This window comes from Prevotella falsenii DSM 22864 = JCM 15124 (assembly GCF_000613945.1).
Taxonomy (GTDB): Bacteria; Bacteroidota; Bacteroidia; order Bacteroidales; family Bacteroidaceae; genus Prevotella; species Prevotella falsenii.
In genome coordinates this window covers 1-25228 of the sequence record NZ_BAJY01000013.1, presented here as the reverse complement: position 1 = coordinate 25228, position 25228 = coordinate 1, and the positions used below count along the sequence as shown (strand labels likewise).

The following is a 25228-nucleotide window of genomic DNA, read 5'->3' as shown; positions in this document are numbered from 1 at the left end:
TGTTCAAACCGGTTGGGTATTGCCCGTTTTACCTGCCGAAAACGCTCCGTATGCCGAACGTATCGTCGGGGCAGAGTTGCCCCAACGAGTTTGTCTTTACATATTCAGCGTGCCCGAATTTACAACCGGCTGGGTTGCACTTTCGCTGCACAACACCACCATAAGGTTGCTCACCATGGCAGCTTTCTTGTCTTCGTCAAGGTCTACAATGCTTTCCTTGTCGAGCTTTTTCAGTGCCATGTCTACCATTGACACCGCTCCTTCAACGATTTTCTCGCGTGCAGAGATGATGGCACTTGCCTGTTGGCGACGCAACATTACGGCTGCAATCTCAGGAGCGTAGGCAAGATAGTTGATGCGAGCTTCTATTATCTCGATGCCCGCCATCTCTAAACGCTCGTCGAGCGTCTGTTCCAACAGCTTGTTTATTTCTTCGCTGTTGTCGCGAAGGGTCTGTGCCTCGTGGTCGTCGTCGAGGTTGTCGTAGGCGTACTGACCCGCCACGTGGCGCAAGGCAGCATCGCCCTGTATGCGCACGAAGCGTTCGAACGCCATCATAATGTTGCCCACGGCAGCCGTTTCGCCCACTTCCTCAGACGAAGTAGCCATTGTTTCAGAGTCAATCTCGAAGATAGCTTTGTACGTATCTTTGAGTCGCCACACCAACATCATGCCAATCATGACGGGGTTGCCCGTCTTGTCGTTCACTTTGATGGGCGCAGCGTCGATGTTGCGTGCGCGGAACGACAGCTTTTTGGTGTTGATGAAAGGGTTCACCCAGTGGAAACCCACTTCGGTGAAAGTTCCTTTGTATTGTCCGAAGAACATCATAACGCGCGCCTCGTTGGGTTCTATCTTTACGAAACCGCAGAAACACATAATGAAAACGAGCAGCAGCACCGCAGCAAGGGCAAGCAACAGTCCGCCGTTTTGTTCGTCGCCAAGCAATATAAACCCATAAACCGCACTTACAACGCCGCCCACCAAAGCTGCAAGCGTAAGCACAAGCATAAGGAAACCGTTCAGTACACTTCCTTTAAAGGCAAATTCTTTCTTTTCCATAATCCTATTGTTTTTGTTTGTTATTTAAAAAGTAATATCATTTTGATAGCACAAAGATATGGTTTTAATTTTGAATTTGCACAATGTTTCCGTAACAATTAAGATACATTAACGTTGTGTTGGAGCATGGGTGGAAGGTGTTTTACAGTGCAAAAGACTATTTGGCGTGAGTTTGATATAAGACAATACCAAATTCATTTAAGCATTGCCATGGCGAGAAAACGCACTTTCGAGAAACGAGAAAAGAACGAAAATAAGGCAATAAAAACGTAAAAATTTTTCGCAAGCATAGCCTTTGCATAACTTTCTCTGCATCAGCACATTACAATACCTATTGTTTTGCGTTCCAAAACCGTAGGTTTTGCACGGTAAAAGCGTAGGTTTTACAACGCAAAACCTACGCTTTCGCAACGCCAAACCGATTATATCACTTTTTAACAGAATTATCTTTACAATATTAAACCGAAAAACGCTCGTTGTTTCATTGGCGAACTTGCTTAAAAACGTCTGCGAGGTAGCCTGCTTCACCAGCTTTCTTATGCAGACTTCACGCTATTTGGAGAACTTCACTACGGCAGCTTTTCCTTTCAAACGGAACGGTGTTTCGAGGGTGGCAGTGTTGTATTTGCCGATGCGTTCGCCGTCGATGAAGATGTCTTCGAGTGCAAACACCACCGTTTTCCGACCGTCGTTGAAGCATTCGTCCTGCACGATGCCCACTTCAACGTCAATGCCGTGCCGCACGATAATGTTGAAGTCGATAGCTCCCTTTGTGTTTTCGGAACTTACAGCCTCATCGCCTTCAAACCTGTATAACTCGTTGTGCGATAGCGGTATGCGTCGTCCGTCTTTCAGCAACGTTATTTCGCCCTCCAAAGGGAGAATGTATCGGGTGAAGCCCGTGAAGTCGGAGAAGTCGCTTTCCGTCAGGTCGATGATGGCAGACGATATGCGCAGGTCGAAACGGCGTGCCGATAAGTCGCCGTCAGCAGGACTGATGAATATCTGTCGTGTGGTTCCGCCCTTCCACATCGTGGTTTTGTACTGTTCTTGAGTTGTTATTTCCATGTTTTCCGAAGCATTTTTATTTATTCATCGTAGTTGTTTTAACACTGCAAATATATAAATTTAATTCCGAAAACCCCTCGTTTTCGTGCGGATAATTGCTGCGTGGGGGAAGGTGAAACTGCATTGGATATTTGGTGTTATGAACGAAAAGCAGTATATTTGCAGTAGAAATGCAAATGCCAATAAGCATTATTTAAACAGCAACTGATGGGAAGAAATAAGTTTTCGGAAAGCGAAATAAAGAAAATAGCAAAACTCTTACGACTTAAAAATGCGGGCAACCGCCACCAACAGAAACTCGTGCGCCACGAATTGCGTGTGGATTACGAGTTCAACATCTCCGATTTCAACCGGCCCGGCAAAGCCTTTGGCGAGGAAGAACTGCATGATGCGATACGTCGTGGGGCTATCGCTATTCTCGACGAACAGACTATTGCCGACATGAAGGCAAAGCGAGCACGCGACAAGGCGCGCGATGCGGCACGCCGAGAGGCAGAAGCCATTGCCAACGGAGAGGTTACGGATTGGAAAGAAGCCATGAAAGAGTGGGAAGCACAGACGGAAAAGCCATAATCCCCCACCCTTTCTCCGCAGCATGTAAGTGCGCCACGCACAGCGCAGCAACATCATCGGCACCGTGTGTATGTATGCAGCACACAACGTAAACATGAACAAAAAGAGCGTAATAAAACGTAAATATTTTTCGCAAGTATAACTATCGCCTAACCATCTATCCGTCAGTGCATTACAATACCTATTGTTTGGCGTTCTTAAACCGTAGGTTTTGCACGGTAAAAGCGTAGGTTTTGCATCGCAAAACCTACGCTTTCGCAACGCCAAAGCGATTATATCACTTTTTAACAGAATTATCTTTACAAAGTCGAGCCGAAAATCTCTCCCGGTTTCATCAAAGAATTTGCTTAAAAGCATCTGCGAAATAGCTTGTTTCACCTGCTTTCTTATGCCGAACTAACGTTCCTACTGCGCCGGAATAGTGGCAATGTGGCAATATATAAACGAAAAAACGAGGAAGTCCGGCGAACTTCCTCGTTTTTCGTTTATTCGTGATTCCGTTGGGATTCGAACCCAAGACCCACAGCTTAGAAGGCTGTTGCTCTAATCCAGCTGAGCTACGGAACCGCTGAATTTGGGTGCAAAATTACTGCTTTTATTCGTTCTGACCAAATTATCCGTTAAGTTTTTTCTCCGAATTAACTCAAGTCGGGGTGTATTGTCGGTTGGTTTCTTACTTGAATTGGTTCAGGAAAGTGTCGGCTTGGGTGTTGCCCAAACTCTTTGCTTTCTCTATGTTGGCAATGCTTCTTGCTTTTGGTTGTTCCGACACAAGGCTATTCCGAGTATCAGGTAGGCTTCGGCATAGTCCGCCTTCAGTGCTACGGCTTGTTGTGCGGCTACGATGGCTTCTTCAAATTTGTTGAGTCGGAGCAACAAGCTGCCTGCTTCGGCACAGTAGATGGGTTCTGCCGGATCGAGCCGGGCGGCTATTAAGATGTCTTGCAAGGCTTGTTGCCACAGCTTTCCTTTTACTTCGCACTGTTCGCGCATGTAGTAGAAGTCGGCTCCCAAGATGCCTGCATAAAGATATTCGTAGGTGTAGAAGTCTTTTATTGCTTCGCGATATTTGCCCATTTTGTCTGATTGCTGTCCACGCGCAAGGAAGAATGGGGCTGCGGTTTGCGTGTAAGGCGTGTCGCAAAGTTCGATGCTTTGGTTCAAGAGCGATAGTATTTCTTCGTCGTTTCCGTTGAGATTTTCCTGACATTGTGCCATTTCCAAATAGAGTTCGGGGTTCTTTATTTGGGTTTTTGTGAGTGCCTCGAAGTCTTGATATGCCTTTTTGTAGTCGCCTTTTGCGTATGTAATTTGTGCTTGAAGGTGCTTGTAAACGGGCAACGGGTTTAGTTTGTGGGCTTTCTCAGCTTCGCTCATGGCTTTGTCTAACGTCCACCCTTGCGCCTTTGCCTTTTCTGTGAGTGCTGCGGTTACGGCTCCCTGATACATAAGGCGGGCATAGTTGTAGTGGGCTTCGTCCTTTGCTTTCGCCTTCGCAATGGCTTGGAGCAGCACCTTTTCTGCCTCGCCGATGTCGCCTTTACCGAACAAGTTGGTTGCCAAGGCGATGTAGCCGTTGTTCAGTGCCGGGAACTTTTGCAGGAAATCGTTTATGGTGGCTGTTCTTATTTCATCAATCTTTGAAGACGACAGCATGAGTGCGAGAACGGCTTCGTCGGCCTCTTCGGGCAGTCCTATTCTGATGCCGCATTGCAACAGGGTCGGGTCGTTCTGCGAAAGTCCCATCAATACGAAGTCGTTGGCATAGCGTGCATCGGTTGCGCTCTGCGATGTGCCCGAATTGTTGTATATTCCTACGAGCTGTCCCTTGTCGTTTACGAGGGGCGCACCGTTGTTTTTCTCGGGTGCTGAGGTGGCGAGCACGCAGTAGTTGTATTTTTCCATGAACTTTTCCACCTTGCTTACGTTGGCTTTTATCGGGTCGCCCGACTTGGCAGGCATTACCACCCACGCGCCGGCATTGTCGGCAACCGAAGGCGCGAATGGGAGTGCAGCGGTCTTTGCACTTACCTTGAACTTTGCCACGTCGTATATCTCGTTGGCACCGAGCATTGTTTCCACATTGTATTTCTGACCGTTATTGTCGATGACTACGGCTCTGGCTGCTCCTGCGAATGGCTTCCACGTGCTGATGCCGATGCCGTCGGTTGAGACGAAAACACCGTTTGTGGTAGACAGGATAGAGCCTTTCGGGTCGAATGTGGTAAGCGTGAAAGTGGCGTTGGCAGCCTTTTTCACTGCCGCAGACTGTGCTTTCGCCGTTGTAGCGATGCCGATATAGAGGGCGAGAAGGAGGAAAAATATCTTTGTTCTTTTCATAATTCTATGGTCGTTTACGAGGGTTGGTTGCTGTTTAACAGTTCGCGGGCATTCTGCAAGGCAGCTTCGGAGATGTCTGAACCGGAGAGCATTTGCGCTATTTCGACAACTCTTTCGTCGGCTGTCAGTTCTCTTAGTCGGCTGGTGGTGCCTATCGGAGTGTCGTGTTTCTCCACTTTATAATGCGTTGTGCCCAATGCTGCAATCTGCGGAAGGTGTGTAATGGAGATTACCTGCTTGTTGTTGCTGCCCATTTGCTGCATTACGAAAGCCATTTGCCGGGCTATCTTGCCGCTTACGCCTGTGTCTATTTCGTCGAAAATGATGGTTGGCAGCTTTACGGCACCGCTTATCATAGCCTTGAGCGAGAGCATGACGCGGGCTATTTCGCCCCCCGAAGCCACTTGTGCAATGGGTTGCAGCGGACTGTTGCGGTTGGCAGAGAAAAGGAATTGCACTTTATCGGCACCGTCGGCAGCCGGTGGTTTAGGCTCGAACCGAATGTCGAACTGCACGTTGGGTATGCCCATGGGCACGAGTTTCTCTTTCATTTCCTTCTGAATGGCTTTTGCAGCTTTCTCTCTGCTTTTGGTCAGCAGGGCTGCCTGCCGGGTACAGTCGGCTTGTTTCGCAGTAAGTTCCTGCTCGGCTTCCTTCAGCAGTTCGTCGCTGTTGTCTATTCCGTCTAACTTCTGCTTCAGTTCGGCTTGTATTGCGAGCAAATCGGAGATGGTTTCCACGTGGAATTTCTTTTCGAGATGGTATATTTTGTCGAGCTGTTCGTTGATATAATCCAACCTGTTGGGGTCGAAATCAATGTCGCCGGTCGCCCTGCTTATCTCCTCGGCAATGTCCTTCACCTCTATATAAGCGGTGTCGAGACGGTTGCAAAGTTCTTCGGCTTTAGGGAAAACGTGGGCAATGTTCGTTATGGCTTCGGCGGCAGACTTCAGCTGTTTCACTGCTCCGGACTCGTCGTCGTTCAGTGCATTGTCGGCATTGTATAGCGATGCTTGATGTCTTCTGCGTGCGAAAGGGTCTTGCTTTCGGCTTCGAGTTCCTCTTGCTGCCCCTCTTGCAGGTTCGCACCTGACAGTTCTTCGTGCTGAAAGCGCATAAACTCTTCGTTTTCGGCGTTCTCTTTCAGTTGCTTTTTTATTTGTTCCAACCTTTTTTCAGCATCTTTATACGCCTTGAAGGTGCTTTTGTAGGTTGCCATTTCCTTGTCGTTGGCAGCCAATATGTCGATAACGTTAAGTTGGAAGTCTTCTTTTTGCAAAAGCAAATTCTGGTGTTGCGAATGAATATCCACCAACTGGTCGCCCACTTCGCGCATCAAATTCAGGGCAACGGGCGTGTCGTTGATAAATGCACGCGACTTTCCGTTGCTGCCCACTTCGCGTCGCAGAATGGTTTCATCGGCATCGAAGTCGATGTTGTTGTCGGTAAAGAACGTGTCGAACGCACCTTTTGGCAGACTGAACGTTGCTTCGATGACGCATTTTTTCTCGCCTTGCTTTATCTGTTTGCTGTCGGCTCTGTTGCCTAAAAGCAAGCCGATAGCTCCGAGAATAATGCTTTTTCCTGCACCTGTTTCGCCGCTGATAACGGAGAAACCGTTGCGAAAGTCGATGTCTAATTGGTCGATGAGCGTGAAGTTCTTTATATAAAGATGCTTGAGCATAGTTGTTTGTATTATTGTTTAATCTTGTCCCACGATGCGTTCTGGCTTGCATTGATGCCGAAAAGAATTTCGTAGACAGCCTCTTTCTCCTTTTGCGTGCCCTTTTTATGGTATATATTGGCAAGTTCGTCTTTCTTGTAGTCTGTCCAAATCTGTGGTAACATGCTCATGGGTTTATCTTCGTGCGCCTTTTTCAGACCGGTTTCCAAAGCTGTTGTTATGTTTGTTCTGCCTCGTTCAGGACTGTTTGCCATTTCGTCCAAGCCTGTTCGGTAGTAGTCGTATTGCAGTTGGCGGAAGGGTTTCATACCTCCGTCGAGGTAATCGTTGATGATGGCGAAGCGGTTCTTCGAGTTTTCGAATGCTTTCCAACCGGTGAAGCTAAGGTTCTGCGCATTGTTGGTAAGGTTCATGCAGCGTTGCAGAATGTCTTCGCCGCCCATAGGTGAGAACGAATCGAGGTCTAAGCCGATGATGAGATAAGCGTAGTAGCCGAAAAGAGCCGTGAGCTGGTTGTCGATGTTTTCTTCGTTGAACTCTATTTGGTCGAACTGCGCAAACTCGAAGTTGAAGTCGGCGTCCTTAATGTTGAACAATGTAGAGGTGTATGCCGAGTTGTAGACAGGTCGGTTCGCCTGTATGAGTGCCGTACAGGTAAAAGCATTGCTGCTTTGGTCGTATTTTGTAACGGTGATGTTGAAGTTGCAAACAATGCGTTCGTTCTTCTGGAACTTCAGGTTTGTCCATTGTCGTTCGTTCACAAACTGTTCGAGGGTTTGCTGCAAGTTCTCGAACACCGACTTGTCCGTACCCTGTATCTGGTTGTGGTTGATGGTTATCTTTGCTTGCAACTCCTGCGCTGTGGCGTGGTTGTTAAAGAATAGAAACCAGCTCGTCAATAATGTCGCGAGCCACCAAGTGTTTACGCTTCTTTTCATATTCTTTCTTTCCTCCTTTTGAAATAATCGTTATTTGGTTGTCGTCCGACCGGAAAGTTGTACCGGCGTTGCGTGTGGAATTCAGCACGATGAAATCGGCATTCTTTTTCACCAACTTTGCCGAAGCGTTTGTTTCTTCGTTGTTTGTTTCCAATGCGAAAGCGACGATGCGTTGTCGGCTTTTCTTCCGTTGTCCCAAAGCGGCTGCAATGTCGTGGGTGGGTTGCAGGTCGATGTGCAGTTTGTCCTTTCCACGTTTAATCTTTGTTTCCGAGAAGTTCAGCGGTTTGAAATCAGCCACGGCGGCGCACAGTATGGCAGCATCGGCAACAGGAAAGGCTTGCTGACAGGCTTCGTACATCTGCTCGCAGCTTTCTACATCTATGCGGTTGATGCCCTCCGAGCACGCTATATGTACAGGTCCGGCGACGAGTGTAACGTTGGCACCTCGCTTGAAACACTCTTCGGCAAGGGCAAAGCCCATCTTTCCCGACGAGTAGTTGCCTATAAAACGTACGGGGTCTATCTTTTCGTATGTAGGTCCGGCAGTTATCAGCACATTCTTTCCCTTTAAATCCTGCGTGATAGCAGCATTGTTGTCGAAATATTGGTCTAAAAAAGCCACGATGACTTCGGGTTCTTCCATGCGTCCCTTGCCTTCCAATCCGCTTGCCAAGAAGCCACTGCCGGCTTCTATAATGTGGTTTCCCCTGCGTTTCAGCATGTCGATGTTTGCTTGTGTAGCGGTATGCTTGTACATGTCAAGGTCCATTGCGGAGCTACGAACACGGGAGCTTTCATGGAAAGGTAGGTCGTAACGAGCATGTTGTCGGCTATGCCGTGGCATATTTTGCCCAATGTCGAGGCTGTGCAGGGTGCAATGAGCATGGCATCGGCCCACAAACCGAGGTCTACGTGCGAGTGCCACGTGCCGTCGCGTTGAGAAAAGAAATCGCTGATGACCGGTTTCTGTGTCAGTGCCGACAGTGTGATAGGGGTGATGAACTCTTTTCCACCGGGCGTTATGACTACCTGAACCTCTGCCCCCTGCCTTACGAGTTGGCGAATGATAAGACAACTTTTATATGCGGCAATGGAACCCGTGATGCCGAGAACGATTTTCTTTCCTTTGAGCATGACTATCGATTGTTAAATTCGCGAAGACGAATGCGTGTGAGCACTTGTTTGGTGTTGTAGGTGAAGTCGCTCGACAATATCCAGCTATAGAAACCGGGGTCTCTGCGTAGCACTTCAGCCACGTCCCACCCACGATATTTGCCAAAGTTGAACACCTCGTGGCGGCGCGGCTGTCCGTGTTCGTCGAGCAAGGTTTTGCCGTCTTTGTCGGTAACATCTTTCCAAACGATGCGTCCGGCAAAGTCTACGTTGTCGTTCATACGCGAGAACTCTGCCAGTTCGGCTATGTCGTTCTTCAGTATGCGGTCCGGTTCGTCTTGGTTTTCAGCAGAGTACATCTTAATCTGTCCTTGCAAAACGCGCCACGTTGCCTCCGTGTCTTCGTTGGCTTTATGGGCTGTGAAGTCGTCTTCCATCTTTCTGCCACAATAAAATTCGTAAGCAGCGGCAAGGTTTCGGCGTTCCATTTTGTGATAAATATTTTGTGCATCGATGAGTCGGCACTTTGAGAAATCGAAGTCTACGCCTGCCCGGAGGAATTCTTCTGCCAACAACGGAATATCGAAACGATTGGAGTTGAAGCCGGCAAAATCGCAGCCCGTGAACTTATCAGCCAGTTCGGCTGCCTTTTCTTTGAACGTTGGTGCGGCGGCCACATCGTCGTTGGTGATGCCTGTAAGTTCTTCTACCTCTTGCGGAATTTCTTTCTCAGGGTTGATGTAAAGGTTTTCTCTTTCTTCTTTCCCATCAGGGAATACCTTTATATACGATAATTGTATGATACGGTCTTTTACAAGGTCGAGCCCCGTTGTTTCCAAGTCGAAAACAATTAACGGCTTCTTTAAGTTTAATAACATTCTGCTATTATTATAATGTATATGTGGGCAGACTTCTTAAAAAAATCTGCCCACGACTCTTGTTTCTTTCTTAATTAATCGTTGAGCAATACCGGCATCACCAGCATGAGCACATTTTCGCCTTCAGGTTGTTCCACCGGAACAATGAGTCCGGCGCGCGATGGGTCTGCCAACTGTATGTTTACCTCTTCGCTTTGCAGGTTGCCTAGTATTTCCAAGATACTGCTACCCTTGAAGCCGATGCTCATAGGGTTGCCTTCGTAGGTACAGGTCATGCTCTCCTTTGCGCTTGTTGAGAAGTCGATGTCTTCTGCACTAAGGTCTAACTGTCCGTTTGCTATGTGGAAGCGAATGAGCTGTGAAGAATCGCTTGCGAATGGCAACACGCGACGGATAGCACCAATGAGCGACTTTCGGTCGATGGTGATTTGATAAGGATTGTTTTCCGGAATTACGCTGTTGTAGTTCGGATATTTCCCATCGATAAGTCGGCAAACCAAATTGCCCTCGCTAAACGAGAATTCGGCTGCGCGCGAATCGAAGCGCACTACAACGTCGCTGCCTTCTTTTGCTATAAAACCTTTCAGCAATGCTGCCGGCTTTTTGGGCAAGATAAAAGCTGCAGGCACGTCGTTCTTTACAGAGAACACTCTGTTGCGCACCAACTTGTGTCCGTCGGTGGCAACAACAGCCAAGCTGTCGGCCGTGAGGTCGAAGTACACACCGTTCATCACGGGGTGAAGCTCGTCTTGCGCAGTAGCGAAAAGCGAACGTGTAATGTTATCTACCAGCACTTCCGCACTCAGCGTGATGTTTGTTGCATCGGCAGAAACAGGCTGTGGGATAGGAAACTCGTCGGCATCTAAGATGGGGAAATTGTAAGAACCATTCTGATAGCTTATATAAATAGTGTGTTCGCCCATATTCACATCTACGGTGAGTGGTTGTTCGGGAAGTTCCTTCACCGCATCGAGGATATTGTGGTTATTTACTGCAAACTTGCCCTGACCTTCGAGTGAATCAAGATTTATCGACATGCGGACAACGTTCTCGCTATCTGAAGCAGTGATTGTGAGCTGACCGTTCTGCGCATCGAATACGAAACAGTTTAATATTGGCAAAGAATTTTTGCTGTTGATAACACGCGAAAGCGACAGCAATCTACTGCTCAAGGCAGTGCTTGAAATAGTAAATCTCATTAGTTCCTATATATTTTTAGTTATAACTCATTTTCTGCAAGAAGTTCCGATAAGCACACAGGCTTAAAAGCGAAATATTCTTCTTCAACGTACAAAAATACGAAAAAGCCATGTGAAAAACAAAATTTACAGGTAAAAGTTTTTGTTTTTAGAACTATTTTAGTAATTTCGCCAAAGTTATGCCGGCGAGTGGTACGCGTGTTTGCACCCGAACACCCCCACCACAGCTTACTTATGCAAAGTATTTAAAGAAACAAATTTATTAATAACACCGCAAAATATAATATGGAATTACAAGGAAGAGTCATTGCAGTATTAGAGCCACGCGAGGGAACATCGGCACGTGGTCCGTGGAAATCACAAGAGTATGTTATCGAGACGCACGACCAATATCCAAGAAAAATGGTCTTCAATATCTTCGGTGCCGACCGTATCGACCAGTTTGCCATCAAGGCAGGCGAGGAAATCATCGTAAGTTTCGACATCGATGCACACGAATATAACGGCAGATGGTTCAACAACATTCGTGCATGGAACATTCAGAGAGTCGATGCCGCAGCTGCACAGGCTGCCGGCGTGCCGCCCGCTGCTGCCCCACAAGCACCGGCAGGAGGAAGTCAGGAACCATTCCCACCCGCTGCATCAGACAGCGCAGCCGACGACCTACCGTTCTAAAGTTCGGTAAAGGCAGCGTCGGGCGTGCCTTACAATAAACTAAAAGAGGGGCTAAAACCGCATTTCGCCGGTTTTAGCCCCTCTTTGTTTTCCTTAAAAGTTGTTTTGTCGAGTAGAACTTAAATATTTTCTCTTCTTCATAGCCTTTGATATAATAGAATAGTAATATCGTTCAATTGGTTATCCCTTAAATACAAATTGTCTGTGAAATTCAAGATATTTTATTCTTTTCTCATCCATAGGAAGCATTTGAATAAATTTATCGTCTTCCAATCCCAGCAACTTACATGTACGATTAGATAGGAAATTAGAGATATGAACATGTCTATCCTCTGTGAATGTAATAAAGCCTTGATCAAACAGTCGGTCGTATGTAGGTGTAAGCATATAACCGTTGTATGGGTCTATACGTTCTTTTTCATTAGATACAGCCCAAGGCTTTATATGACTGGCTATGAGTAGACGATCGTCGGCAACCATAGTAAATGGGCAATATGAGCATTGTTCTAATAATTTCTCACGATATTTTTGCTGTCCTTCTCTTCCTTTCTTTATTGAATTAACCTCTTCTTCTATTTTCTTTTCAGTTTTATCAACCTCTTGTAGTTGCTGTTTTCCTTTTCCGTATGCAAATATCGTGGGCAATGACTTCATTTGCTTGATGGCATCAAAATCTACGAATAATTTCCAGTAGTAAAGTTCGTTGCCGGCCGTGTCTGTAAGTTTCTTAACGAGTATATAACTGACCAATGGTAATGATAGTTCTCTAATAAGTTGATAACCTGCATCAGATGAATTAACGTATCCTCTTGGCCCTTTTATTTGTTTCTGATCGGAAATCTCAAAAGTGATAATCTCATTTTGTAAATGAACTATTTTGTTCATTCTTTCAGTCCATAAGGTCGATAAATTCTCCATTCCCCGATAATTCTGTGAAGGATTCAGATACTCAATTTTGAGTGTATTGAGATAATTGATAAGGTCTTGCTTTAACATAAAGCAAGTAACGCGAAATCCTTCTTGCCCATAGAATTCTCGCATGGTATCTTTTGAGGAAATATATAGCTTTGCCTCCCCATGGCTTTCTTTTCTTTTATCTGTTGTTGTTTGTATCTTATTGTTTCTAACTACAAAGCTATCGGGAATAGCCAAAATTTTGGGAAACACGTCTATCAAATTAAATTTTTCGTTTCCTAATAGTATCATAATTCGCCGTATTTTGTTATATCCATTTGTTTGAGTAGAGCTATTAACACGTCTACCACTATCGAATTTCCTGCCTGTTGATAAACTGAAGTGTCTGAGACTACAATATTGAAAGAATCCTTAAATCCCATAAGACGGAGGCATTCCCTTGGCGTTAATTTCCTAATTCGTCCTTTGTGTGTAACGTAGTTATCAACACCTGCACGGTGCATTTTATGCATCGAATGTAAAAGGGGACGTGCAATATCAAGGTCGGTTTCTATCCTTGTACTAAAATTTTTCGTTCCCGGGCAAAGTACATAATTACGTAGTTTTTCTGATAAGTAATACTTCTCCTCTACTTCTTTCACGTTAAATATGAATTCATCAAAGTCTTCTTCGGGAACCTCATCAATAGCCATGGGGTGATAAATAAAGTCTCCATGCCAGTTAAATTGTTGATTACGTTTTTGGCATAAAGCTATATCACCATTGATTTGTGTATAGCACTTAATCCTATTCTTATGGCTGGTAACGAACTTAATACCTTTTTCCTTGAGGAAATATCTCGTATCAACATAATCTTCCAAGAAATCATACATTATATATTCCAATTTAATGGGAGCCGGAAAAGAAAACTTCGTTGGCGTATGAAAACCGATACAGAATATTCTTTCTCGGTGTTGAGGGATTCCATAATCCTTACTGTTGAGGATTCGGTAATTTACTTGATAGCCCAATTCGGAGAAAATAGAATGCATAACCATCCATGTTCTGCCTTTATCATGATTGATCAAGCCTTTAACATTTCGAAAATGAAGACTTTGGGTTGGGTTTCTTTAATGACACGTGCAAACTCATAGAAGAGAGTTCCTCGTGCATCTTCAAAACCTAAACGTTTACCGACCATTGAAAATGCCTGACATGGTGCGCCACCGACAAGCAAATCAACTTGTCCTTTATACTTTCGTGCATCAAAAGTTCTTGCATCATCAAACCAGTTTTCCTCCTTTATATCGTAATTAGCAAAGTAGCTTTGTTTACATTTAGTATCTATATCGCCGGCAAAGACTATACGATGATTTAACTTTAATCTTTGCAGAGCGTGTTCAATAGCACCTATGCCACTAAACATGGTACCAAGTCTTATTGTTCTTTGAGGGTGAGAGAAATCTAAATCTTTCCAAGATTTTTTTCTTGAAATTGGTGTTGCTTGCGATTCAGGAATAAGTATTAAGTCTTCGGCTTTTTCTTTAACCAAAGACTTTATATATGATATTCGTTTACTATCTTCTCTTATATATTGTTCTGCTGTTGCCATAATTGGAAGCAAAGATAGCAATTTTTTAGAGAAATAATGTGCTTTTTGTGTGGTTATTTTCTATATTGAAATGCTCACTCCGAACGTTTTTATAAAGATAACGTCGCTGAAAGAAAGTGATAACTACGCTTTTACCCTGCAAAATCCATATTCTTGTTGAACCCAATGGGCAGTGCCCAACCGATTTGAACCTTGCCATGGCGAGAAAACGCACTTTTCGGGCAACGAAAGATGGACGTTTTTTGGTGGTTTGATACTTTTTTCTTATCTTTGTAAAAGAACAACTTACACACTGAAGCTAACAGACAGGTAACAAATCAATTTTTGAACTATGAAAAGAGCAATTGTAATAGGTGCCAGCAGCGGCATCGGGCATGAGGTGGCAAGGCTCCTCATCATGCAAGGGTGGACAGTTGGCGTGGCAGCACGCCGCAAGGAAAAGTTGGAAGACTTGAAAATCTGTGCTCCGGAACGCGTCTTCACAGCGCAGATTGATGTAACCGACGAGAAGGCGGACGAGGCTCTTTACCGGCTCATAGAGCAGATGGGAGGACTGAACCTTTATTTCCATTCAGCGGGCATCGGGTGGAAAAATCCGACTTTAGACCCTGAAAAAGAAATGAAAACAATGCAGACCAATGGTCTCGGTTTTGTGCGTATGGTGGGCGAAGCTATCGTTATTTCGCCACACACGGCGGCGGACACATTGTCTGCATCACTTCCGTGGCAGGCACAAAAGGCTTGGGAGCCATTCCTGCCTACAGTGCCACGAAGGCTATGCAGAACACCTACCTGCAAGCCTTGGAACAGTTGGCAGCCAACAACCGTTATGACATTCGTTTCACGGATATTCGTCCCGGTTTCGTAGACACTCCGCTGTTGTCAGAATCTTCTCACTTCCCTATGCTGATGAAGACCGAGAATGTGGCAAAAAGCATTATGAAAGCCATAGAAAGAAAACGCCACGTCTGCGTAATCGATGGTCGTTGGCGAATTTTTACAGCCCTGTGGCGACGTATTCCGAACCGGATTTGGAGACGAATGAAGCTGAACAACTAACCGGATACCTTGCATACAGGTGCATAGAAAGCCGATGCGCCCCTCAAACGCTTTATCGGACGGCAACAATAAGAATAAGGAGCAAGCGATATTTTCGGCGGAATTGATTTCCTTTTCCTTGCTCAAGGCTGTTTCCGAAAACATTTCCGGCACTGCAAAAGCATAGGATTTACAATGTACTTCGGAGGTAGGGGGTGCGATTTACCACCTTCCTGACACCGAAGAAACAGCAACATGAATATAAGAACGAAATGAATTTCGCCCCCGCAATCCGTCCACATTTAATAAAATGAAGACTTAAATTCTAGTTTGTATTAGTAGAAATGACAATGCAAATGTTATAAAAGGGAATCTGCTACGCCTTTGGGGGTCATTAGTGTGTGAGGATTACTCCTCTCGTTCTTTCTTCATTGCAAATGCATTCAATAGTTAACATTATCGCACGCATGCGATATAACGTTACTAGCAAATCCAATAGAACGTATATTCACATCGGTTCCTTAATTTGATCAAAGTTAGTTACCGCAGAACTGTCTCTTCGGGCGTTCGCTGATTCCCTTAATTTATTACTCGTATGGCGAATGATACTCCTTTTTGGATAACAACTCTGAAAGGTCTTGTGTTTTATCCCAGTTGAAGAACCATCGCTTTGTTTTATTGTATATTTCCAATTTAGTATATGCTTCATCTTCTTTTTTATAGCCATAGGCGTTCATTAGTATATCTTTTTTTTCATCCTTCTGACGAATGGGCATACTAAAATATCAAAAAAGAGCATGGCATTGTCAGCATACCACATTGCATTTTCTTTTTTTAGTCGACGTTTAACTTCTTCTAAAATCTTTATTCGAATATCCTCATATTCTGCATCTTGACCAATTATATATAGAAGTATACAAATTTGGAAGTAGTTTTTATGTTCGTATTCTATAGAATCACCATCAGAAATATTGAAAAGACTAATCAATTGTGCACGTGGTATTGGAGTTTTCATTAAATGGCTAAGACAAATCATAAGGTTAAGTGCTTCAAGATTGGTTTCTCCTGCTTTTCTGTTAACTTCATAAATATCTAAACAGCGTTTTACTTCACGGTAGATACGAATTTCCATTTCAGGTAGTATTGTTTTGTCTGTACATTTCTCAGCCCATTTGTAAAGATAATCTAAAATACGACCAATCTTTATTGATGCAGAGGCACTCATATCCAACGAAAACACATAAAAGGAAACCTCAACATACATTAGTAGTAGTCCAGCGGTTGCATTGGCGGCACTCTCTTTTTTGAACTCTCTTTCAAGTTGTGATTTTATTAGAACGAGGAAATATCTATTCAATGTGCCATACTTCTGACTATATCTGTATGTTATCGAACGGAAATTGTTCACAATGGAAGAGAAATACTTCATTTCGTTCTTTATAGCATATTTGTATTTACTATCATCTTTTGCTAATAGACGTTCAGAAATGTCTGATATCAGACTACTAATTTCTCTTTTTGCAACAGATACATTCGAGACAAAAGGCCGTTCTAAAAATTCAAGTTTACTCTCGTTGATATAAAGTTTGTAGGTCTCAAGCTCTTCCTTGTAGACTTCAAGTATTGATAGAAGGCAGTCTTTGCTATTTGCATAAATATAATAATCATCTACATATCTCCTGACTTCATAATCACGACCCAGTTTTAAAGAGTATGGCTCTTGCTTAAGTCGATTAAGTACATTGATATCTATACGTTGTAAGATGATTTCTGAGAATATACGTGAAATTTCCGGACCTACGATAATTCCATTCGTTTCATTATAGTTGGTATGTTGCATGAGCGTGTCAAACTCCTTTTCGAATGTTGGTTTACCTATTAGGCTTTTAGCTTGTTCTTTACCTTTGATAGCCCATGCAATTGTATGAGTGTATATATGATAGAAACAACTGGCAATATCCATTTTCATCAGATGGGTATATTTCTGTTCGAGACGTAGATAATCACCACTGGTAAAGAATTTATACATCATATCATACCGCTTATAACTAAAGTATGAGCGGTAACGTTTTTCTATTTCACCATCTTGTATTTCAATATTGTTCTGTTGACTTTTGGTTTCCACCTCTTCTGTATCTTCTGCTTTGAAAATGCATTTGGCACGGTCTGCAATGTAGCGAATAGAGAATGGGCTATTACTACAAAGCGAAAGTATATAGTAATCATATTTAGTGTAAAAGTCAACACACGATAATTGAGTAAAAGGGTGCATTAAACTGAGCTTGCGACTCTTATCTCCACCGTATTTACGTACGGAATAATCAAATGGAATTGTCCATTTCTTTAGTTTCCCCTTGAAAGTTTCATAGAATATCTGTTTTAACTCTTCATTCTGCATATTCAAATAGAAACCTTCATTATCGAGTATCAAAGGAAGTTCATACGGTAAGACCTCTGTCAGAAGAACTCTATATTTGTTGTTAAGATTTATATCTTTACTCATCGCCAGCAATTATTTATATCTGCAAGCATTGCAGAGGTAAAAAAATGATTCACATGCTTTTCAAAGCCAAAGAAGAAAGAATACTTGGATAAATCCTTTCGTTGGTCGGGGGACATCTTTACAGCTAACCTTGTACCCAAACGTCCTCTCTTGCAATGCAACAGTCTTTGGTAATATTTATCAAGATTGTATAATGGCGTCTTGTCGGTTATCATATTATAATTGAAATAGATTCCAACCTTAATAGGGAGCAAGGTAGACGGATTATAAAGAGTGAAATTGCCTGTAAGGAACTTGATTCTATTCTTAAGTTTACTAAAGTCTCCATCTTTAGCAAAACGAACAAAACTCTTTGTAATACGAGTTTTTATTGTATTTATTTTTTTGTCTGCTATTGTAATTTCCAAGTTACAGTCCTCTTGGGGGATAAACTTATAACCAAGATAGGTAAGTTCTTTATGTTTTAGTTTGCTGGTATCTATAGGTTTAACCGGTATATGAGCATTCCATTTGTGTGATTTAGAATCATTAAGTTGCAGGTTTATATTAGACAAAATCTTAGGAATCTCTTCCCATACCTCCTCTTGATATCTTTTACTACTACAAAACACAATGATGTCATCTACAAATCGTGCATAATAGTAGACGCCATTCATTCTGCGAATTTCTAAGTCAAAATACTTCATATAAAGTTCTGACATTACGGAACTTATACTTAAACCACGAGGTAACCCTTTGTTAGAGCTTATTACTGGATTTGAAAAAAGCTTTATAAGTAAGTTTATCGATTGACGACTTAATCTGCCTTTTGCTTGGAAATTCTCTATTATCTGATTACGATTAATGGTTTCATAGAAATGTCGTATATCAATACGAATAATCCATTTGGGGGTTTCCTCTTTCAACAACGAAACTATCTGTTTCACAATTTGATCACGATTGGATTGCTCAACTCTATATATGCGCTTGATATTGTTATATAACTTACGCAGAATTAAATCCTGACAAAGGTATTCCATAGAATCTCTTGGTTGATCGTTGAGGTATAAATCTCCTAAAGTCTTAATTTTAAAATCATACCGACCTCCATCTATGGTATTGCCAACACATAATTCCAATTTCTGAATAAAGTCTTCTTTACTCAGTCCGTAATTCCTACGCTCACTTTGGGTAACGCAAGAATATAAATTATATGGTGAGAACGATTGTGAATACATATATTCTTTATTTAGGCGGTTATGAACTTCTACTGAGTGTTAGTATTATACACATTAGAATATCGACCAACCCCATTAGGTATACTATTACTATTGACACTAAGAAATAAAGATTCTTCCAAGCCATTGGTAAAAGTAATTATGCTTTTAAGCCAACTTCTCGGCTTCTTCTTTTCAAGTATTATCTTAGAGTTGTATGCAGTACATTCTGCTATTACGGTCTTTAGTTTCACTTATTGTCAAAAGTATTATATAGTAATTATAAATTGTTCTGCAAAGATAACTATAAAAATTAATATATCAAAAATATGGAAGAGTTTTTGAAACTATATATTCCAAAAGAGATTTTTAAAGTGAATGTGCATCTTAAAATGTAAGCTCCTCGCTTTCTCTGTATAATTGCAAGTTTGTTCGGCAGCCATTTTCAGGATACCGGTAGTAACTTATAATGCCTCGTTTGGTTTATCAGATTTTGTAAAGATAATTCTGTTAAAAAGTGATATAATCGGTTTGGCGTTGCGAAAGCGTAGGTTTTGCAATGCAAAACCTACGCTTTTACCGTGCAAAACCTACGGTTTAAGAACGCCAAACAATAGGTATTGTAACGCACTGATGGGCAGAGAGTTAAGCGACAGCTATGTTTGCGAAAAATAATTACAGATTTATGGCTTGTTTTCTGCCCGTAAAACGAGATTGCGAACCTGCCAGCGGAATGCCCCACGGTGTGGTTGTCTTGGACTTTGGGCACGGATATAGGGGCAGGACTACATCGCCCCAATCGGTGTAAGGTGTGGTTGCTTTGGACTTCGGGCACGAATATAGGGAGAAAAACAAAGCCTATCGTTTCGCCTTTCCGAATGGATACTTGGATTTCTGATATGATTATAGAGGGGAAAAACAACCGCAAGCCGTGCTGTTTGTAAAGGTGGGACTTGGGGTTTGGGCATAAATAAAGGGGGCAAAAACAAGTTTGCCCCCTACGTTTGTAGTGTCGGATTGTTCTTTTCTCGTTCCTCGAAAAGTGCGTTTTCTCGCCGTGGCAATGCTCAAATAGATTTGGTAGTGCTCATCTGGCTGAACGAAAACGTTTGTTTACCCCACTCCAACGGTTATTTTACGATGATTTTTCTGCTTTCTTTGCCGAGTTTTACAACATACACGCCTGCCTTGAGGTGCTTTACATTGTAAACGTTGTCGGCGTCGGTGATATAGGCAGACAGGTGGCTGATGCCCTGTGCGTCGTAAACACGCACCACTTCGCCGATGGCTGCTTTACCTACGTTGATGTAGAGTACACCGTTCTCTATGCTGAGGCGGTTGATTTGCTTTGCCGTACCTGCGAAAGCGGGGTTGATGCCCGTAGCTTCGGTAGGCACATAGTTTGTCGTCATGTGCGTGTCCATGTTGCTCTCTTCGCTCTTTACGGCGTGTTTTGAACCGTAGTTGGCCGGCAGAGCCGAGAAGATGGCGTCGTTGCGCGAACCCAAGAGGAAGAAGTTGGCTGTGGTAAGGCGTGGGACGAAGGTTTCGGAAGCGAGCTTGGTTTTGTCGTATTCGTAGGTGAAAACGAAACCGGTAGTGCTTTCTGTCCTTACGATGTCGCCGTCGTCGTCGTACTCGTACGAACGTTCGTAGACTACGTCGCCCTGCGATACCGGTCCGGGAATGTACTTAACCGATGTGTTGCGACCGTCTTCGTCGTAATAAAACTCTTCTTTGTAGATGTTAGCACCATCTTGCGAGCGGTCGTAACTTGCGAGCTGTCCCTTTTCGTTGTAGGTTAATTGGCAGATGTGGGGTGTTTCTTCCCATACGCCGCCATCGACAAGATAATAGAAAACCTCGCCGCGCTCGATGCGTCTGTTGCCATCGTAGGTCAGCTTTATACGGAACATGTCGGTGAGTTCCACACCGGGATAGTCCATATCTTGCAGCAATGCGCAGACAATCTCGGTGATGTAGCCCTGTTGGTCGCGCGTGTAGGTATCGCGCTTGATGAGTTTCAGCGGTTCTTCTGCCGAGTTGCCGCGTCTGTACTCTTCCTGTTTGAGCAGGTAACCATTCGCATCGTACGTGTAATGCTTCTCGTACATCATGTTTCCTTCGGTATCGGAAACAACTTCTTTCTCTATGCGATTGTCGGGAGTGTAGAGATACTTGAAGACTTGCAAGTCGAAGTCCATCGTGTTAATGCGATGTTTGTACACTGCCGGATTGGCATAGAACGGATTGGGTGCTGCGCTTTGCGCTTTTGCTTCCCATACACTTGCACACAGTACGTGTGCGATCATTAATAGTAAGATTCTTTTCATAATAAAGTGAAACTTAGTTTTTAAAAAATAAATATATATAGATTGATTGTTTAACCCCAATCGGTTATTAGGACGCATTTGCTTGGATTTGTTATTCCGTCATGCTTCCTTACCGGTTTCAGCCGCTTGCCGGCATCTGCGCAACCATTCCATCTCGCCGTAGCCCGCTACGCCTTCGATGAAATGTTGGCACATCTGCTCGACAATCGAACAAAACCGGTCAATGACGCTAATGAACCGATTTGGGGTTTATGGTTTCGATGTCTGTAGATTGACGAGCGCACAGAGGGGGCAGGCAACAAAGGTTTTGCACCTTCATTGCGAGCGTTTTCTTTGGTTGTGCCGGTAAGGCTAACCTATTGCAAGTTCTATTTTATTCGTCGGGGATATAGATGATTTCGCCGTTTTCCAACTGATAAGCCGTGCCCACACGCTTGCCCTTGTTGCCCGACTTGGCGTCTTGGTTCTTCGACGGCGTATAGCGGTCTATCTGTTTGCCCTTCTTCGAGATGATTTCCATGTTTTGCTTTCCCGGATTTTTCACCACGGTGAAATCTTCGGTGCTGAACATTTCGGTCATCTTATAGTGGGTTACGAGTGCCACCATCAGTGCCACGGCAAACACCATTGCCGCATCGAAGAGGTTTCCGACTACGCTCATCGGGTCGTCGTCCTCGTCGTGGCTGAGCCTAATCTGTCGTCTTCTCATGGTTGCTGTTATGGTTTTCGTTCAACATATCGGCAATGTAGTTGAGTGCACCCATATCGCGGCGATACCAACGCTGCCGAACCGACTTCACGACGAAGCCGATGCCGCCGGCAAACAAGCCGATAACGGTGGTGGCAAACGCCACTTGCATGTTGTAAGCCATCGATGCGATGTCGCCCGAAGACAAGCCGACGAGTGCCGGACCCATCGGAATGAGGGTTCCCATCAAGCCCAACATGGGTCCCATCTTCGTAAACATCTTCGGTGTTTCGAGTTCGCGCTCCACCATATACTCGTATTCGTCGAGCAGATAGTTCACCTTTGCAGCACTGTCGCGGTGCTCCAGCATCTTTGCAATGCAAGCAGCCACAGGCAGTTTGCCCTTTGGCAGGCGTTCGGAAAGCGAAGAAAGGTTGTCGGCTGTTAGGTTTTTCACTTCCCGGTGCAGCATTGTGCCGCTCTGTCGCATCGTGAGATACTGGCTGAAAAAGCCGCCCAAGAGCAGCAACGAACGCAGAAAGAAGAAGATGAGAATAAGAATTACGGGCACGAGAAGTCCCGATGAAATCCAATAAAGTATGTCTGTTATGTAATTCATAAATTGTTTTTAGTTTATACTGATGTTTATTTCGTTTGATACCGAAGTGCTTTTAACCCCAATCGGTCATTAGGACGCATTTGCATAAACCGGTCAAGGACTTAATGACCGATTTGGATTTAACCGATGCCGAGCCATCAATCCATTCGCTTGATTTGCCTTTTCGTGTGCCGGCGTTGCCACACCATGCCCACGATACCTAAGACGGCAACAAGCACGACCGTGCCTGCAAGGGCTTCAAGGTTGGTGCTGTCGGTTCCCACCACTGTCGTTTTGCCGTTCACCGTTGCCACAATGCCCATCAGCGCAATAAGCAAATTGCAGAGAAAGAGCAGCTCCAAGCGGAGGAAAGTTTCGGGCAGCAGGCGTTTTATGATGTATGTGAAGAGCGGAATGGCTATGCAGAAGACACCGCCGAGCGTCCAAGCGATGAGCGAAAAGTCTTCGCCGGGAAAAGCAAAGATAGTTTCGACAAGTATGCCGAACATCATCGGAACAATCATAATGCCGGGGAAGAAACGCAGGAAAGCAAACAGCAGGCGCACTTTGCGGCGAATGCGCCCCGACACTTCCACATCGGCGGCCAACAAACAAAATGCTGTTGCCATAAGCACGTCTATGTTGAGCAGGACGGAAATGTCGCGCACCAAGTCGGTATCGGCAAGCCAGCCGGCTATCTGCGTAGACGACTGCAAGATGGCACCGCGCCACGCCAACCCCATGAATACCATTGCTGCCACAGCCGTAATGCCTATTTGCAGGGCGTGGGCGAAAGTCTGTTTCAGCAAAAAGCTGAAACAGACGAGTATAAAGAGAATGACAACTACGGTTTCCATCGTGCTTTATTCTGCATTGGTGTTGCGACGCTTGCGCACAACAAATATCAACAGTACCACGAGGAGCAATACTGCACCGCCCACGAGTACGCCTTTCTCGAGCAATGGCGTGTGTTGCTCTACCTTTTGCGACATATCTTCGCGTTTCATCACCGTACCTTTGTCGGCGTTGGCAACGGCATTGCGCATTCGGTCTATCTGTTGTTGATACTCCTTGCCTTGATTTGGCTCTACCTTAGAGGCGATGAAGTTGCGCAACTTCGCATTGTCGGTAACGAAAGCAGAACCTGACGGCTTGTATTTCTTCACCAATTCCACGTGCAACTTGGCTATGTCTGCCACCTGTTGCGGCGTTGCCTTCCACATTCCCTTGCGCACTGTTTCGAGCATAACGGCAGTAATCTGTTGCAGGGCTGCCGGATTTTTTTGCTCGAAGAAGGCTTGCGTGCCGAGATTGTACTTGTCTTTCACATACACCTGATAGATGTCGTCCCACAGTTCTTTATCTATGGCTTTCGGTTTCATCACGTTCCAGCCGTAAGTGTTCTCCACTACCTCGGCAAAACCGCCTGCCGCACTTGCTCCGCCCTTCATTTTCTCCTTTATATATACAGGGTTCAGAATGGTGGTACGGCTTTCTACGCCTATCGCTTCTTTCACTTCCTGCATACGCACGTTGTGGCGGTTGCGATAATCGCTTAAGTATGCGTCGGGGTCTTTACCCGTTACGTGGCGCACGGCGAGGTTCAATCCGCCCATGAACTCGTAGACGTGGTCGAGACTCAACGCTCCCCAAGTGTTGCTCTGGCGCGGCTGCACCACAACATCGGTACGGGTGAGGGCAGCTTCGAAAGCATATTTGTTGTATTGCTCCCAATCTTTCTCGCTGCCATAGAACGTTCCCATGTTGTTGATATAGGTGTTTGCAATCTCCTCACGCTTTTCCCAGCGGTCGCCGCTCATCACCATTGCTTGTATGCCCGTGCCGTAATTGCCGTTCATACCGCCGAAGATGCGTTGCGAAGCCAATTTGCGTGCCTCCTTGGGCGACACTCCCTTCTCGGTAAGGTGGCGTTCTGCCGCTTTCATACCGATTGAAACTTCGTTCTCGAACGCATCGTCCTTGGCATTGGCAGCCATTTCCACTGCCTTGTTGATGAGGAAAAGGCGCGATGCAGCAAGGTCGCGGAGCTGTCCGGAAGTCTGTACAACCACGTCGATGCGCTTTCTGCCCAATTCCTTTGAGGGGATTAGGCGCAGGTCGCTCACACGCCCGAACGAGTCGCGTATAGGTTCTACACCCAGCATATAAAGCACTTGTGCTATCGTAGCACCTTCCGTCTCTATGAACTCGCCACTCCAGAGCGTGTAACTAACCTTGTGCGGGAGTTCGCCGTTGTGGCGTCGCTTATAAATCTCTATCGTATTTTCAGCCAATTGCTTGCCTTTTTCCCATGCAGCTTCGCTCGGTGTAGACTCAGCATTGATGCCGAAGAGGTTTCTACCCGTAGGCAACGTGTTCGGATTGACTATCGGGTCGCCGCCCGGAGAGGGGGCTGTGTAGCCTCCGTTCATTGCGTTTATCATACTTTCGAGTTCCATTTGCGGACTCGCCAAGAGATATTGCTTGTACTTACCGATGCTTTTAAGGGTTCGTTCAAGTTCTCTTACGGCAAAGGCGAAGGCTTTTTCTTCTTTGCTATACGACTTTTTCTTATCTTTCATCATAGCTACCATTGCCGCCATACCCTTCGGAGGCATACCCGACATGGACTTTCCTTTCATCGATTTGCCCATTGCAGGCATTTTGCCACCGTGCCCCATAGACGGAGCATCGCCATGTTTGCCGTGCATAGACTTGCCCATCGGCATGCTTTTGCCCATTGCAGGCATCTTGCCACCGTGTCCCATAGGAGCGGAACTGTCGCCTTTGCCGTGCATCGGCATACCCTTTGGCATGCTTTTACCCATTGCAG

18 protein-coding genes, 1 tRNA gene and 5 pseudogenes are annotated in these 25228 nt (G+C 44.8%); 4 read left to right on the top strand and 20 right to left on the bottom strand.

Going from position 1 to position 25228, the window contains the following annotated elements:
- Positions 1–96 precede the first annotated feature (96 nt).
- On the bottom strand, positions 97–1062 hold the full coding sequence (locus JCM15124_RS06420; RefSeq protein WP_024998764.1) for an SPFH domain-containing protein: 966 nt from the start codon (positions 1060–1062) through the stop codon (positions 97–99).
- Positions 1063–1614: 552 nt separating this feature from the next.
- A complete protein-coding gene (locus JCM15124_RS06410; protein ID WP_024998763.1) occupies positions 1615–2130 on the bottom strand; it encodes a HutD/Ves family protein in 516 nt (171 codons plus the stop codon).
- A gap of 207 nt (positions 2131–2337) precedes the next feature.
- Between JCM15124_RS06410 and JCM15124_RS06405 the strand changes: the two genes are divergently transcribed.
- Positions 2338–2703, top strand: coding sequence for a hypothetical protein (locus JCM15124_RS06405; protein WP_024998762.1), 366 nt, complete (start codon positions 2338–2340; stop codon positions 2701–2703).
- A 492-nt stretch (positions 2704–3195) separates the two neighbouring features.
- Here the strand turns inward: JCM15124_RS06405 and JCM15124_RS06400 are convergent.
- The 7 genes and pseudogenes from JCM15124_RS06400 to dnaN all read right to left on the bottom strand — a co-directional run bounded on the left by JCM15124_RS06400 (position 3196) and on the right by dnaN (position 10858).
- Positions 3196–3270: transfer RNA gene (locus JCM15124_RS06400), tRNA-Arg, on the bottom strand.
- Between the two features lie 106 nt (positions 3271–3376).
- Positions 3377–5043 (bottom strand): annotated as a pseudogene (locus JCM15124_RS13550) (tetratricopeptide repeat protein).
- A gap of 14 nt (positions 5044–5057) precedes the next feature.
- Positions 5058–6727: pseudogene (gene recN, locus JCM15124_RS13545) on the bottom strand (DNA repair protein RecN).
- 11 nt (positions 6728–6738) lie between these two features.
- A complete protein-coding gene (porD, locus tag JCM15124_RS06385) occupies positions 6739–7665 on the bottom strand; it encodes a type IX secretion system protein PorD (RefSeq protein ID WP_051527369.1) in 927 nt (308 codons plus the stop codon).
- Positions 7601–8802 (bottom strand): annotated as a pseudogene (gene coaBC, locus JCM15124_RS13540) (bifunctional phosphopantothenoylcysteine decarboxylase/phosphopantothenate--cysteine ligase CoaBC). The gene porD and the pseudogene coaBC overlap by 65 nt, the downstream one beginning before the upstream one ends.
- A 2-nt stretch (positions 8803–8804) precedes the next feature.
- Complete coding sequence (locus tag JCM15124_RS06375) at positions 8805–9659, bottom strand: 3'-5' exonuclease (RefSeq protein ID WP_024998760.1); 855 nt, start codon at positions 9657–9659, stop codon at positions 8805–8807.
- Between the two features lie 74 nt (positions 9660–9733).
- Positions 9734–10858, bottom strand: coding sequence for a DNA polymerase III subunit beta (gene dnaN, locus JCM15124_RS06370; protein WP_024998759.1), 1125 nt, complete (start codon positions 10856–10858; stop codon positions 9734–9736).
- Between the two features lie 285 nt (positions 10859–11143).
- Here dnaN and JCM15124_RS06365 point away from each other — a divergent pair, with 285 nt between their 5' ends.
- Positions 11144–11533 carry a DUF3127 domain-containing protein gene (locus JCM15124_RS06365; RefSeq protein WP_024998758.1) on the top strand — a complete coding sequence of 130 codons (390 nt, stop codon included), beginning with the start codon at positions 11144–11146 and terminating at the stop codon, positions 11531–11533.
- A gap of 180 nt (positions 11534–11713) precedes the next feature.
- On the opposite strand, the gene JCM15124_RS06360 is transcribed toward JCM15124_RS06365, so the two are convergent.
- Together JCM15124_RS06360 and dcm are read right to left on the bottom strand one after the other, a co-directional pair.
- Entirely contained in the window at positions 11714–12739 is a 1026-nt protein-coding gene (locus tag JCM15124_RS06360; protein WP_051527368.1) for an HNH endonuclease, read from the bottom strand.
- Positions 12736–13853 (bottom strand): annotated as a pseudogene (gene dcm, locus JCM15124_RS13535) (DNA (cytosine-5-)-methyltransferase). Before dcm ends, JCM15124_RS06360 begins: the two are co-directional and overlap by 4 nt.
- A gap of 517 nt (positions 13854–14370) precedes the next feature.
- Here dcm and JCM15124_RS13530 point away from each other — a divergent pair.
- Positions 14371–15098: pseudogene (locus tag JCM15124_RS13530) on the top strand (SDR family NAD(P)-dependent oxidoreductase).
- Between the two features lie 566 nt (positions 15099–15664).
- Here JCM15124_RS13530 and JCM15124_RS16515 read toward each other — a convergent pair.
- The 5 genes from JCM15124_RS16515 to JCM15124_RS06330 all read right to left on the bottom strand — a co-directional run bounded on the left by JCM15124_RS16515 (position 15665) and on the right by JCM15124_RS06330 (position 21109).
- Entirely contained in the window at positions 15665–15814 is a 150-nt protein-coding gene (locus tag JCM15124_RS16515; protein WP_232220103.1) for a hypothetical protein, read from the bottom strand.
- On the bottom strand, positions 15814–17580 hold the full coding sequence (gene drt3b, locus JCM15124_RS13525) for an antiviral reverse transcriptase Drt3b (protein WP_232220102.1): 1767 nt from the start codon (positions 17578–17580) through the stop codon (positions 15814–15816). Before drt3b ends, JCM15124_RS16515 begins: the two co-directional genes overlap by 1 nt.
- Positions 17577–18797 carry an antiviral reverse transcriptase Drt3a gene (gene drt3a, locus JCM15124_RS06335; protein ID WP_024998756.1) on the bottom strand — a complete coding sequence of 407 codons (1221 nt, stop codon included), beginning with the start codon at positions 18795–18797 and terminating at the stop codon, positions 17577–17579. The genes drt3b and drt3a overlap by 4 nt, the downstream gene beginning before the upstream one ends.
- 654 nt (positions 18798–19451) lie before the next feature.
- Positions 19452–19631 (bottom strand): hypothetical protein, encoded by a 180-nt coding sequence (locus JCM15124_RS15880; protein ID WP_156930683.1) that lies wholly within the window; start codon positions 19629–19631, stop codon positions 19452–19454.
- Between the two features lie 275 nt (positions 19632–19906).
- Complete coding sequence (locus tag JCM15124_RS06330) at positions 19907–21109, bottom strand: T9SS type A sorting domain-containing protein (RefSeq protein WP_198019126.1); 1203 nt, start codon at positions 21107–21109, stop codon at positions 19907–19909.
- 78 nt (positions 21110–21187) lie between these two features.
- Between JCM15124_RS06330 and JCM15124_RS15875 the strand changes: the two genes are divergently transcribed.
- On the top strand, positions 21188–21379 hold the full coding sequence (locus tag JCM15124_RS15875) for a hypothetical protein (RefSeq protein WP_156930681.1): 192 nt from the start codon (positions 21188–21190) through the stop codon (positions 21377–21379).
- Between the two features lie 103 nt (positions 21380–21482).
- Here the strand turns inward: JCM15124_RS15875 and JCM15124_RS06320 are convergent, their stop codons facing one another.
- The 4 genes from JCM15124_RS06320 to JCM15124_RS06305 form a co-directional block, all read right to left on the bottom strand.
- Positions 21483–21818, bottom strand: coding sequence for a DUF2149 domain-containing protein (locus JCM15124_RS06320; protein ID WP_024998754.1), 336 nt, complete (start codon positions 21816–21818; stop codon positions 21483–21485).
- Positions 21799–22416, bottom strand: a complete 618-nt coding sequence (locus tag JCM15124_RS06315; RefSeq protein WP_024998753.1) for a MotA/TolQ/ExbB proton channel family protein — start codon at positions 22414–22416, stop codon at positions 21799–21801. The genes JCM15124_RS06320 and JCM15124_RS06315 overlap by 20 nt, the downstream gene beginning before the upstream one ends.
- 137 nt (positions 22417–22553) lie before the next feature.
- On the bottom strand, positions 22554–23252 hold the full coding sequence (locus tag JCM15124_RS06310; protein ID WP_024998752.1) for a hypothetical protein: 699 nt from the start codon (positions 23250–23252) through the stop codon (positions 22554–22556).
- Between the two features lie 6 nt (positions 23253–23258).
- A partial coding sequence (locus JCM15124_RS06305; protein ID WP_024998751.1) for a cobaltochelatase subunit CobN occupies positions 23259–25228 on the bottom strand: 1970 nt, incomplete at its 5' end.

Excerpts from the sequence above, each read along its gene's own strand:
- drt3b (WP_232220102.1), bottom strand. The coding sequence starts at position 17,580 with ATGAGTAAAGATATAAATCTTAACAACAAATATAGAGTTCTTCTGACA.
- JCM15124_RS16515 (WP_232220103.1), bottom strand. The coding sequence starts at position 15,814 with ATGAACGCCTATGGCTATAAAAAAGAAGATGAAGCATATACTAAATTG.
- dnaN (WP_024998759.1), bottom strand. The coding sequence starts at position 10,858 with ATGAGATTTACTATTTCAAGCACTGCCTTGAGCAGTAGATTGCTGTCG.
- JCM15124_RS06360 (WP_051527368.1), bottom strand. The coding sequence starts at position 12,739 with ATGATACTATTAGGAAACGAAAAATTTAATTTGATAGACGTGTTTCCC.
- JCM15124_RS06310 (WP_024998752.1), bottom strand. The coding sequence starts at position 23,252 with ATGGAAACCGTAGTTGTCATTCTCTTTATACTCGTCTGTTTCAGCTTT.
- JCM15124_RS06330 (WP_198019126.1), bottom strand. The coding sequence starts at position 21,109 with ATGAAAAGAATCTTACTATTAATGATCGCACACGTACTGTGTGCAAGT.
- JCM15124_RS06410 (WP_024998763.1), bottom strand. The coding sequence starts at position 2,130 with ATGGAAATAACAACTCAAGAACAGTACAAAACCACGATGTGGAAGGGC.
- JCM15124_RS06315 (WP_024998753.1), bottom strand. The coding sequence starts at position 22,416 with ATGAATTACATAACAGACATACTTTATTGGATTTCATCGGGACTTCTC.
- drt3a (WP_024998756.1), bottom strand. The coding sequence starts at position 18,797 with ATGTATTCACAATCGTTCTCACCATATAATTTATATTCTTGCGTTACC.
- JCM15124_RS06365 (WP_024998758.1), top strand. The coding sequence starts at position 11,144 with ATGGAATTACAAGGAAGAGTCATTGCAGTATTAGAGCCACGCGAGGGA.
- JCM15124_RS06320 (WP_024998754.1), bottom strand. The coding sequence starts at position 21,818 with ATGAGAAGACGACAGATTAGGCTCAGCCACGACGAGGACGACGACCCG.
- JCM15124_RS06420 (WP_024998764.1), bottom strand. The coding sequence starts at position 1,062 with ATGGAAAAGAAAGAATTTGCCTTTAAAGGAAGTGTACTGAACGGTTTC.
- JCM15124_RS06405 (WP_024998762.1), top strand. The coding sequence starts at position 2,338 with ATGGGAAGAAATAAGTTTTCGGAAAGCGAAATAAAGAAAATAGCAAAA.
- porD (WP_051527369.1), bottom strand. The coding sequence starts at position 7,665 with ATGAAAAGAAGCGTAAACACTTGGTGGCTCGCGACATTATTGACGAGC.
- JCM15124_RS06375 (WP_024998760.1), bottom strand. The coding sequence starts at position 9,659 with ATGTTATTAAACTTAAAGAAGCCGTTAATTGTTTTCGACTTGGAAACA.